At 68.5% G+C, this 11,149-nt stretch carries 9 protein-coding genes; 1 reads left to right on the top strand and 8 read right to left on the bottom strand.

Annotation, left to right across the window (positions count from 1 at the left end; translation table 11 throughout):
- Positions 1 to 12: 12 nt before the first annotated feature.
- From AB0J62_RS15510 to AB0J62_RS15500, 3 genes are all read right to left on the bottom strand, one after another.
- Positions 13 to 1,941, bottom strand: coding sequence for a hypothetical protein (locus AB0J62_RS15510; protein ID WP_363870005.1), 1,929 nt, complete (start codon positions 1,939 to 1,941; stop codon positions 13 to 15).
- Entirely contained in the window at positions 1,938 to 3,767 is a 1,830-nt protein-coding gene (locus tag AB0J62_RS15505) for a PQQ-binding-like beta-propeller repeat protein (protein ID WP_363870001.1), read from the bottom strand. The genes AB0J62_RS15510 and AB0J62_RS15505 overlap by 4 nt, the downstream gene beginning before the upstream one ends.
- A 184-nt stretch (positions 3,768 to 3,951) precedes the next feature.
- Complete coding sequence (locus tag AB0J62_RS15500) at positions 3,952 to 5,166, bottom strand: hypothetical protein (RefSeq protein WP_363869998.1); 1,215 nt, start codon at positions 5,164 to 5,166, stop codon at positions 3,952 to 3,954.
- A gap of 87 nt (positions 5,167 to 5,253) precedes the next feature.
- Between AB0J62_RS15500 and AB0J62_RS15495 the strand changes: the two genes are divergently transcribed.
- Positions 5,254 to 5,868 (top strand): maleylpyruvate isomerase family mycothiol-dependent enzyme, encoded by a 615-nt coding sequence (locus tag AB0J62_RS15495; protein WP_363869995.1) that lies wholly within the window; start codon positions 5,254 to 5,256, stop codon positions 5,866 to 5,868.
- Here the strand turns inward: AB0J62_RS15495 and AB0J62_RS15490 are convergent.
- The 5 genes from AB0J62_RS15490 to AB0J62_RS15470 are packed head-to-tail and all read right to left on the bottom strand — an operon-like array spanning position 5,808 to position 11,117.
- Entirely contained in the window at positions 5,808 to 6,500 is a 693-nt protein-coding gene (locus AB0J62_RS15490; protein WP_363869992.1) for a DinB family protein, read from the bottom strand. The two genes, AB0J62_RS15495 and AB0J62_RS15490, sit on opposite strands and share 61 nt — an antisense overlap.
- A gap of 7 nt (positions 6,501 to 6,507) precedes the next feature.
- Complete coding sequence (locus AB0J62_RS15485; RefSeq protein ID WP_363869989.1) at positions 6,508 to 7,068, bottom strand: dihydrofolate reductase family protein; 561 nt, start codon at positions 7,066 to 7,068, stop codon at positions 6,508 to 6,510.
- Entirely contained in the window at positions 7,065 to 8,291 is a 1,227-nt protein-coding gene (locus tag AB0J62_RS15480; protein WP_363869986.1) for an FAD-binding oxidoreductase, read from the bottom strand. Before AB0J62_RS15480 ends, AB0J62_RS15485 begins: the two co-directional genes overlap by 4 nt.
- Positions 8,272 to 9,117 carry a helix-turn-helix domain-containing protein gene (locus AB0J62_RS15475; RefSeq protein WP_363869983.1) on the bottom strand — a complete coding sequence of 282 codons (846 nt, stop codon included), beginning with the start codon at positions 9,115 to 9,117 and terminating at the stop codon, positions 8,272 to 8,274. The genes AB0J62_RS15480 and AB0J62_RS15475 overlap by 20 nt, the downstream gene beginning before the upstream one ends.
- 2 nt (positions 9,118 to 9,119) lie before the next feature.
- The gene (locus AB0J62_RS15470; protein WP_363869980.1) at positions 9,120 to 11,117 is read right to left on the bottom strand and encodes a potassium transporter Kup; all 1,998 of its coding nucleotides are present in this window, start codon (positions 11,115 to 11,117) and stop codon (positions 9,120 to 9,122) included.
- Positions 11,118 to 11,149 lie beyond the last annotated feature (32 nt).

The following is an 11,149-nucleotide window of genomic DNA, read 5'->3' as shown; positions in this document are numbered from 1 at the left end:
GAAATCCTTTGCTTAGGGCAACGGTAGTCGGACGAGGTCGCGATCCGCGAGCCCCCAGACACTGTGCCGGGCGTCGCGGACCGGAGTCAGCTGCGGGACGGTGTACCAGCCGTCACCCAGGTTGTTCACCAGCAGCTTCGCCGGGCCCGGGCCGAGCTGGTACAGGTTCCCGCCGAAGTTCGTCTCACAGTAGACGCCGGTCCGGTCAGCGTGGAGCTGACCATAGCCGGACAGCTTGTTCTCACCACGTACGACGGTCCTCGTCCGCAGGTCGTACCGGAACCAGCCGCCGCTCGTGCGTTTCAGTACGCCGTACAGGATCCCGTTGTGGGCCGCGACGCTCTGGATGGAGCGTTCGCCGGCGAGTGGTTCGACGGTCCAGAGCAGCTCGCGCCGGCAGAGGTCGAAGGCGGCGATCGCGGCCGCGGTACGGGTCGGCGTGATGCCACCACCGCCCACGACGTCCCCGCCCAGGTACGCGATGCCGTCGATGATCGAGACCGTCATGACGCTCTGGTCGGGCAGGATCCCGTAGTGCACGTCGAGTTCGCCGGTCCGCACGTCCAGTAGCGTGAGGGCGCCGGTGAGCTTGCCTGTGCCCGGCGCCGACGCGATGGCGAGCAGCTTCGACTTCTCGTCGTACGCCGCCTGCCAGGGACGGATCTGCTCGTGATCGATCGTTCCGAAGCTATGGACCTCCTTGGTCCGCGGGTTGACGCGGACGACCTCGGTGCTCGGGTACAGGGCGGAGTACAGCTCGCCGCGCACCCAGGTGAGCGTCTTCGCCTCGCCCGCGACGCGGAGGCGACGGGTCGTGTCACCGGCATGCTCGGTGATCACCCAGTGACCGCCGACGTACAAGTGCGGGTCGCCGAGCACGATCGACTGCGGCTTGTCCGGCGCCGGCGTGAACCCGGCGTCGATCAGGTCGAGCAACTCGAACGAACCGGTGGTGACGTCAAGCCACCAGAGCACGCCGGACCCGGTCGCGCCGAGCAGCGTGGTCGCATCGAGGAACTCGAGCTTGCGGTGTTCGTCCTGCGGCGCCGGTGTCGCCACCGCGACGAGCCCGTCCGGCGCCCACTTCCATACAGTGCCCGAGGTCCGAGTCGTCAGGTATGCCGTGCCGTCGGCGGCGACCGTGATCGCGTCGACGCCGGTCTCGCCGTCGGGGAGCGGTGTACTGCGGACATTGGTGCCGTCGAGCGCCATGCTGAGCACCGCCTGGCTGCTGCCGACGAAGATCCGGTCGTCCGTCGCCGCGAACGGCCCGAAGTTCTGCCCGCGGGACGCCTCGGGCGTGAGATCCCGGAAGACCTTCGTACTCCGGTCGTACCCGACCAGCTGGGAGGGCGTGTAGATCCCGGCGTACACATAGTTGCCTGCGGCACCGACATATCGTCCGTACTGCGCCCCGGGCACCGGCGCTCCGAGCTGGGTCGGGGTGTTCGTCGCGGGGTCGATCTGCCAGACGGCGCCGTTCGGATAGCTGACCGCGAACACCTGACCGTCAGGCGCCGTCGTCAGGTCCCAGACGAAGCCGCCTGCGCCGGCCAGCGTCCCGACGTGGGTCACGGAGCCGCCGGCGGGATCGAAGCAGTAGACGTCGGCGACCGGGTACAGCCCGGCGTAGACCTTGCCTCCGGCAACAGTGATACCCCAGCCGCCCTCGCCGGACGGCAGCTCGACGGTCCTGGTCACCAGGCGGGTGGTCAGGTCGATCTCGGTCAGGCGGGGAGGGACGATGCCGCGGCTGATGACGTAGGCGTGGCCTTCGTGCACCGCCATCGCGACCACGGCAGCAGTCACGACCGCGGGACCGGCGCTGGGCAGCGTGGATCCGTCGATGGGGCCGTCCTCGGCGTGGGCCGTGATGGGCAAGGTGCTGAGCGCTGTGCCGGCCAGGGCGCCGGCGAGCGCCGTACGGCGGGAGATGATCATCGGAGTCCTCCGATCCGGACGAGGTCACGGCCCTTGATCGTGTAGAGCGCGTCGCCGTTGTGGGACGTGGTGATCAACGGATAGCTGTAGATCTGGGCACCGAGGTTGTCGACCACAGTGGTGATCTGCAGGGCAGGCGTGATCTTGAAGACGCGCTGGTTGTCTGTGCCGTACAGGCCGGAGCGGGCGATCGTCAGCCGGCTCTGACCGGTGCCGAGGGTGGCGTTGTTGACGAGCTTGCCGGTGCGCGGATCGAGGACCGCGAGTCGGCCGTCATCGGTCGTCGCGTACAGGCGGCCGCGGTAGACGACGATATCGCTGTAGCTTTGCGCCTTTGGCAACGGAGCGGTTTCCCAGAGCGTTTTGTCGCGGCCCAGGTCGTAGGCGACGACGGTTGCCTCGGGCAAGATCGGGTCGGTGCCGAGGCTGTTCCGGGTCGCTCCGCCGAGGTAGGCGATGCCGTCCGCTGTGGTCACCGATCGGACGGATTGCTGCGGCACGACGCCGCGGTGGACCTCACGTTGGCCGTTGCTCAGGTGCTGCTCGACCAGGGTGCCGTCGTACTTGCCGTAGTCGGGTTCGGTGGAGATCAGCCAGGTGCGGGACCCGGCGTCGTACGCCGAGTCGGTGGGGCGGGTCTGCTCGTTGCCGACCTGGCCGAGTTCGTGCAGGTCGGAGCCGTCGGGCTTCATCTGCCACAGGCGGGCGAGTGTGTAGACGCCGAGGTAGATTTCTCGGCCGATCGGCGTCAGCGTCTTCGCCTCGCCGGGGAGGAACGTCCGCGTGCTGGCTCCGGTGACGAGGTCGTGGACTTGGATGCCGGCCTTGCCGCTGACCAGCACGGAGGTCGAGGTGGCGGCGATCGCCATCGCCTGCTCGGGCGCGGGCGGGAGACCGGCCTGACCGAGATCGGTGCCGCTGAACTCGCCGGTTGCCTCGTTGAAGTCGACGACCTGGCTGGTCAGCTCGGCGCGGATCGTCGAGCCGTCGACGAAGATCCGGTTGAAGTACGCCCCGTCGTACGGCGAACCGAGTCTGGTCAGCGTGTTGTCGCGGTAGCGGTAGAGCGTGCCGGACGGACGTGTGCCGAGGTAGATGTCGGCGCCGTCGGTCGTGATCGCGGTGATGTACTGGTCGCCGCCGGGTGTTTGGACCTCGACCGGATTGATCAGGTCGGCGGTGTCATAGACGAGCATCGTCCCGGTAGGGGACAGACTTGCCGCGAGCTTCGTGCCGTCGAGTGCGAGAGTGGCGACGAAGGTGCGGCCGGCGTACTTGGCGGGGAGTACGTCGCGGCGCGCGCCGGTCGCGCGATCGATAGCGATGAGGTGCGCCTTGGTGCCGACGCCGGCGTAGATCGTGGTCGCGTCGGCGGCGATGCTGCGGACGTACTGCTCGCCGGCGACGGCAGCGCCGTACGACCTGGTGGCGCCGGTGGCCGGGTCGTACTCGTGGACGGCGCCGTCCGGGTAGGTGCCCGCGACGATCTTGCCGTCGGGCGTCGCGGCGATCGACCAGATGAACGAGCCGAACTGCGTGACCTTGGTCGCGGTGCCGGTCGTGGTGTCGACCCGGTAGACGTCGCCGGGGGTGTACAGGCCGATGTACAGGTCGGTGCCGAGGTGGGTCATCGCCCATGCGCCGGCACCGGTCGGCAGCGAGAACTTGTGGTCGACGGTCTTGCTGACCGGGTCGAACGCGCCGACCTGGACGGGCGAGACGCCGGAGGTGATGGTCCAGATCCGGTCGCCGACCTGCTCGGCGACGCTCGTCGAGGTCACGGCGGACGCCGGACCGAGGTTGGTGACCGTCGGACTTTCGGTCACGTCCGGAATAGTGGCGTCGGCCGGCGTCGAAACGAACAGCAGTCCTGCGCAGCTGACGAGTGCAGCGATCAATCCCCGTGCGATTCGCTTGTCCACAAGGCCTCCCGGGACAGTGCGCACTGAATTACGGTCATGGCTGAAATTAGCCGGACGTGCGTGAGTGCGTCAACTGCTCGGGAAATAGTCAGAGATGAACGCGGTAAACCACGAGGGGCCGGCCGCTGCCGGTGCCGAGTTGGGTGCCGGTTGCCTCGGCGAGGCCGGCGCGCTCGAGGCGGTTGAGGACGCGGCGCGCAGTACGTGGCTGGATGCCGAGGTAGTCGGCCACCGAGCGGGTCGTCAGACCGTCGTCGGGCGTGGCGTGGACGAGTTCCTGGAGCCGCTCGAGGGTCGCCTTCGACAGGCCGGCACGCTGTGCGAGCAGTTGCAGCTTCGACCGCTGCTGAGCGCGGGGTGCCGCCCCGCCGACGAGCACGAGATCGATGTCGTTGCGCAGTGACACGACCGCCGCCGTACGGCCGGCAGTCTTCGCCCGGCCCAGGGCGCGGCGCGCCAACGCCTCGGTCTCGGTGCCGGATCCGCCGATGCCGAACCCGATCCGGACTGGTCCGAATTGTTCCTTCAACCGGGTCAGCATGCCCAACTCGGTGAACGCGGCCGTCGCCTGCTCGAGCGGTCCGCGGGTCGCGATGACGAGCCATCGCTTGTCGTCGTACCGGATGACGCTGCCGCCGAGCGAGCCGGCCTCGCGGCGGAGGGCGCTCTCGGCGTCGGGGGAGATCTCGACCAGGCCGAGGGCGATCTGCGCATCGTCACTGCGCAAAGCGTCATGGACGAGCAGCAGACTGTTCACCGCGCTGCGCACCGAGTGGACCGACGGTGCGAGCCGGAGCGTGGTCTGCTCGGTCCGGAGCTTCTCGTACGCCGATCGCAGACAGGTGATCGCGACGGTCGCGCGGGCCTCGTGGTGGAACTCGAGGATCTCCTCGAGGCTGAGCCCGGGCCGGTACGGCAGCACACGTACGCCGCTCGTCGGCAGCCCGACTTCGTCGAACGTCTCGCGGACCTCGGCCTCGTCGAGTACGTCGATGCTGAGCGAGGTGACGTCGCGGCCCTCGCGGAGCAGCTGCACGAGGGCGCGCATGAGCGTGGCGCCGGTGTACTCGACATGCGCGGCCGGCCGGTCGAGCAGGCCCTGCGCGGCGGCCATCTGGTACGGGACGACGCCGGTGAACAACCACGCGTCGACACTGCCCGGCGCGTTGGCCATCACCTTCGGCGTATCGGTCTCCCGCCGGTACCGCAGCGGGATGATCTCGACCCCACGCAGCCCTTTCAGGATCCGGCTGGTGGAGGTGACCAGGTCCGACGGTCCCACCACCCCGATCGACGTCACCATGGCGGGGCCCCCTCCTTCATCCGGTCAGTCTCACCACAACACCCCACCGCTGCAAGAACCCGCGCCGTCGTCGGCTACGTTCCCATCATGGCCCGGGTTGACGATTGGATCGACGAAGGTACGGCGAAGTGCCGCGAAGCACTGGTCGACCTGGACGCACCATCCGCGCTACCAGGCTGGAAACGCCGCCACGTGGCAGCCCACCTGTCCCTCAACGCCGAGGCCCTCTGCAACCTCGTCCACTGGGCCCGCACCGGCGAAGAACGCCCGATGTACCCATCCCCAGAATCCCGCAACGCCAACATCGAAGCCGGCGCCCTCCGCCCGGCCGATGAGCTGCGGACGTGGTTCGACTCGTCGGCCGCGACGCTCGACGAGGCCATGGCCACGCTGAGCTCCGAGCAGTGGAACGCCACCATCCGCACCGCTCAAGGTCGTCCGGTCCCGGCCACCCAGATTCCCTGGATGCGCAGCCGCGAGGTCATGATCCACGCCGTCGATCTCAACACCGGCGTGACCTTCGCCGACCTTCCGGCCGACTTCCTCGAGGCTCTCTGCGAAGACATCCGCGCCAAGCGCGGCGACGTACCGGAAGTCATCGCGCCCCTCCCGGACCTCGCGGCGTATCTAGCCGGCCGTTCCTACTCGGAGGTGCTCACGTCCGACGGTCGCCCAGCGGAGCCACTACCACCCTGGCTATGAGTCTCCTGCCGCGCACGATGCTCCCGCCAGACTGACGGGTCGTAGTCGGGCCGGCTCTTCACATAGGCCATCCAGGCCTCCCGGTCGATCTCGCCGGTGATCCGCGCCCGGTACATCCGCAGGTACTCCGGATCGTCCGGCGACATCGGGTCTCCGGGGCGATTCCCGACCCGCCCGTCGACCAGCTCCCGCAGGACATCCGCATGCCCCGCGTGCCGAGTGGTGTCGAGCAGCACGGTCAACACCATCTCCCGCAGCGTGACGGTCGAACCGGAGTGATGTGTGCCTGACGTGTCGAGGTCGAGCTCCTCGATCGTCCGTGCGCCCGCCGCACACGCACGCCGGTAGACGGCGACGATCTCATCCGTGGACTCGTCCGGCGTGGCCCACAGATCCAGCCCGAAGAACAACTCCTCGTCGTCCTCGATCGGCAATGCCTCCCGCTCCCGCCCGAACGCCGAGACCAGGTAGCCGTAGGTGATGCCGGTCAGGTGCTTGACGATGCCGATCAGATTTGTGCCGGTGTCCGTCATCGGCCGCCGGAGCTCCGCGTCGCTCAGCCCTTCCACCTTCCAGAGCAAGGACTGTTGGACGTCGCCGAGGTGCTTGAGGAGCTGTGCTTTCTCGTCCATCCGGGGACTATTTCACGACGCGGTAGTGGAGGTGGGTTACGTCTCGGGCTGGGAGTTGGCGGGTTTGTTCTAGTTCGATGGGGGTGGTGGGGAGGTTGGCGAAGAGGGGGCGGCCTTGGCCTAGGAGGACGGGGACTACGTGGAGTTCCAGTTCGTCGAGGAGGCCGGCTTGGAGGAGGGACTGGCCGGCGCCGGCGCCGTGGACCAGGACGTTGCGGTCGCCGGCGGCGGCTTTCGCTTGGGCGGCGCACTCGGCTACGTCGGTGACGAAGCGGGCGCTGCCAGGTGGTACGTCGTTCGCGTCGATCTTGTGGGTGAGGACGAAGATGGGTACGCCGTCGTGGTGGTCGCCGTTCCAGCGGCCCGCGTGTTCGAAGGTGCGGCGGCCGGCGATGACGGCGCCGGTGGCCTGGGCCTCGCGGTACACCTGGCCGCTCGGGCCGTCGGAGTTGCGGTCGTCGAGCCAGTTGAACAGCCGGAACCCGCCGCGGCCCATCGGCTGTTCCACGCTGTCGTCCGGCCCGACGACGTACCCGTCGAGCGACATCGTCATGTAGAGCACGATCATCTGCTGCCTCCAAAGACGTGATGTGGATCGTATGCCTGCTTGATGGCGAGCAGACGCTCCTGGTTGCCGCCGTGGTACGCCGCCGGATCGGTCAGGTCGGGATCGGGGAAGTTGGGGTAGAGCCGGCCGGAGGCGTGCGGGTGGGCGATGGACCAGGAGTGACGTACGGCGATCCGGTCGGTGCTCGCGTGTTCGAGGAGGAAGCGTTCGCTGCGGTGGGCGAAGGCCGTCGCGTCGGAGGCGACGCGGTTGTAGGCGCCGCCCATCGGGGTGAAGTTGAGGTCGCACCAGGCGGTCAGCAGTCGGGCGATGGTGTCGCGGGGGAGCGGCGAACTGAAGAACTCGGACTTGCTGTAGACGATCCGGTCGTCCGGAACGTCCTCGTCGGAGAAGCTGCGCTTGAGGTCAGGCCAGCTCAGACCGTCGCGCAGTTCGACGTGACCGCTCAGGGGACCGGGGTCGAAGGACGCGAGGGTCGCGCCGAAGACACGCACCTCGTCGGCAGTCACGGCGAGGCTGGCCGTGATGGTGTCCGGCGCGTCGGGCGCCCAGGTTTGCCATAGAGCGATCACCTCGGCCGCGTGGGTGCGCGGCCAGGTGATGGTGAAGCGCGTGGCGGTCGGGGATGGTACGGCCGCGAACACGAGCGAGGTGACCACGCCGAACTGGCCGCCACCCGCGCCGCGCAGCGCCCAGAACAGTTCTGGCTCCGCCGCCCGAGAGCACTCCACGACCCGGCCATCCGCGAGCACAACCGTCGCCGCGACGAGCCGATCGCAGGTCAGCCCGTACCGCCGCCCGAGCAGCCCGAGACCGCCGCCCAACGTCAACCCGGCAATGCCGACCGTCGGCCCACACCCTGCCGGAATCGTCACCCCATGCTCATGCAATCCGCGATACACGCCCCCCAGCCGAGCCCCCGCGCTGATAGTCGCGAGGGTAGCCCTCGCGCCGGTCGGGGCAGGAGCTGCGGTTACAGAGATCGTGGACAGGCCTGACAGATCGAGCAGCAGCCCGGTGGTCGACGAGCGGCCCGCGAAGCAATGGCCGCCGCCTCGCGGGGCCACAGCAAGTCCATGCGAGCGTGCGTAGGCGAGCGCCTCAACCACGTCCTCTGTCGAGCTGCACCGAGCGATCGCCGACGGGCGGACGTGGCGGTACTGCGGCAAAGCAGGCCACCGCAGTTCGTCGTACCGCACGTCGTCAGGCCCGATCAGCTCCATGGGTTGACGCTAGAGCCGGCACCCGCGCCCGCGCTTGAACGAAACGGTCGTACCACCCGGCAAGAAACGGCGCGTACGACGCCGAGTGGTCATGCCCGCAGTCGCAGCGGTCCGCCTTGTCGCCGAGGAGCTCGCGCGGAGTCACCCCGGTCAACCGCACACACTCCCGGGTCAGATGCGCATGGTCGGCGTACCCGGTCTCGGCCGCCAGATCCGCCAACCCGCCACCGAACCCGGCCTGCGCCAACGCGAGATACCCCTGGAACCGGAGCGTCCGCTGCAACGCCTTCGGACTCACCCCGACCGCAGTCAGGCAGCGCCGCCGCAACTGACTCTCCGACAGCGCCAGATCGTCGGCCAGCGTCGCGATCCCGGTGCGGTCCCACGGCATCAGCCGCCGTACCATCTCCGCCACCACCGGATCCGGCCGCAACTGCTGATGAGCCAGATACCGCTGTACTCCGAGCAACGCGTCCTGCGGCGACGCCTCCGCCACGATCGACCCGATGGCGACCGCCGCCGGCCCCCACAGCTCAACCGCACAATCGACAAGCTCATCAGCCGGTACGCCGAGCAGCGCCGTCCCCGCGCCCGGCATGAACCGCACCCCGACGATCGTCGTCCGCGGCGGAATCACCTGCAGTTGCGCCCGCGTCAGCGGTCCGATCAACCGCGGTACGCCGCCGACCGGGCAGTGCAGCTCGACGCCACCGGTCGGCAGATCGCGCTGCGGATAGGGCTCCGATCCCGTGCGCTGGATCCAGACCGTACGAACCAGCCCCGACAACAGGGGGAGCGGGTGCCTCTCCTCGTACGTCTGGTCCACGGCTAGACCTCGATGTGGGATCCGATGATGACGGTGCGGTCCCGCGGTAGGCCGAAGAACTCCGCGGCGTCGGCGGTGATGTGGGACGTGGCGAGGAACAGCTGCTTGCGCCAGCCCGCCATCGTGGGCGCCTTGCCGCGGCGCAGCTCGATCTTCGACAGGAAGTACGACGCGTTGTCGAGGTCGATCGGGCCCTCGGTCGCGGACGGGTCCAGCAGGGCCAGCGCGGCGGGGACGTCCGGCGATTCCATGTAGCCGAACTTGATCGTGACGTGCGTGATCCCGTCGTCGCCGTACCCGAGGTCGTTGACGGTGACCCGCTGGTCCTCGGGTACGCGCGGGACCGGCTCGGTCTCGATCGCCACGATCACGACATGCTCGTGGCGCACCTCGTTGTGCTGGACGTTCGCCCGCAGTGCGAGCGGTGCGCTGGTACCGCCGCGATTCAGGAAGATCGCCGTCCCCGGCACGGTGCGGACTGTCATCTTCCCGGCGGCGAGCTGGTCGATGAACTCCTGCAGGGAGCCCTCGGCCCGCTCACGCTCGGCCGTGACCACCTGGCGACCACGCTGCCAGGTGGTCATGATCGTGAACGCGGTGAGCGCGATCAGCAGCGGCAGCCAGGCACCGTGCACCAGCTTGGTCAGGTTCGCCGCGATGAACAGCAGGTCGACCGACAGCAGCGGGATCGCACCGAGGGCGATCAGCCACTTCGGCACGTTCCACCGGTAGTGCGCAACGTAGAAGAACAGCAGCGTGGTGATGCTGATCGTGCCGGTCACCGTCATGCCGTACGCGTACGCCAGCGCGGCCGAACTGCGGAACGCGAAGATCAGCGTGAGCACCGAGACGAACAGCAGCCAGTTGACGAACGGCACGTAGATCTGGCCCATCGTCGTCGCCGAGGTGTGTGCCACCCGCAGGCGCGGCAGGTACCCGAGCTGGGCAGCCTGTGACGCGACCGAATAGGCGCCGGTGATGACCGCCTGCGATGCGATCACAGTGGCGGCGGTGGCGAGCAGCACCAGGGGCAGCCGGCCCCAGCCGGGGATGAGCAGGAAGAACGGGCTGCTGATGTTCGAGTGGTCCTTCAGGATCAGCGCGCCCTGTCCCAGGTAGCTGAGCGTGCAGGCGGGCAGGACGAGGAACAACCAGCCGCGGCTGATCGCGCGCCGGCCGAAGTGGCCCATGTCGGCGTACAGCGCCTCGGCGCCGGTGACGGCGAGCACGATCGCCGCGAGCGCGAAGAACGCGATGTGGAAATGGCCGGCCAGGAAACCGAGCGCGTACGTCGGCGACAAAGCCTCGAGGATCTTCGGATGCTCGGCGATGCCGACGATGCCGCACGCGCCGATCACGGTGAACCACCCGATCATGACCGGTCCGAAGACCCGGCCGACCGTTTCCGTGCCGCGGCGCTGGACCATGAACAGCACGATGATGATCACCGCGGTGATCGGTACGACGTAGTCCGTCAGCGAAGGCTCGACCACTTTGAGGCCCTCGACCGCCGACAGTACGGAGATCGCCGGTGTGATCATCCCGTCGCCGAAGAACAGCGAAGCGCCGAACAATCCGACCGAGGCCAACACGGCCGCCGCCCGGCGGTTCGGGTGGGTGGACCGCCAGCGGCGCAGCAGCGTGATCAGCGCCATCACGCCGCCCTCGCCGTCGTTGTCGGCGTGCATCGCCAGCAGGATGTAGGTGACGGTGACGATGATCATCACCGACCAGAAGATCAGCGACACCACCCCGAAGACGTTGTTGTCGCTGACCGGCACCGGATGCGGGTCCTCGGGGTTGAACACCGTCTGGAGGGTGTAGATCGGGCTGGTGCCGATGTCGCCGAAGACGACACCGAGTGCCCCCACGACTACGGCGAGCTTCGCCGTGTTGTGGGCGTTCGGCACCTGCGGCGCTCCACTGTCGACATCTGGTTCGCTCGCGGCTGTCCCCGCCGTACCCGGGGTGTCTGCCGACCCCGGCTGCTGATCCGTCACGGGACCGGACGATACCCGCCCCGAGTGTTTTC

This window comes from Kribbella sp. NPDC049584 (assembly GCF_040675555.1).
In the GTDB taxonomy this organism is placed as follows: Bacteria; Actinomycetota; Actinomycetes; order Propionibacteriales; family Kribbellaceae; genus Kribbella.
Note: the sequence above shows the minus strand (reverse complement) of the source record. Positions and strands in the feature narration are given on the sequence as shown.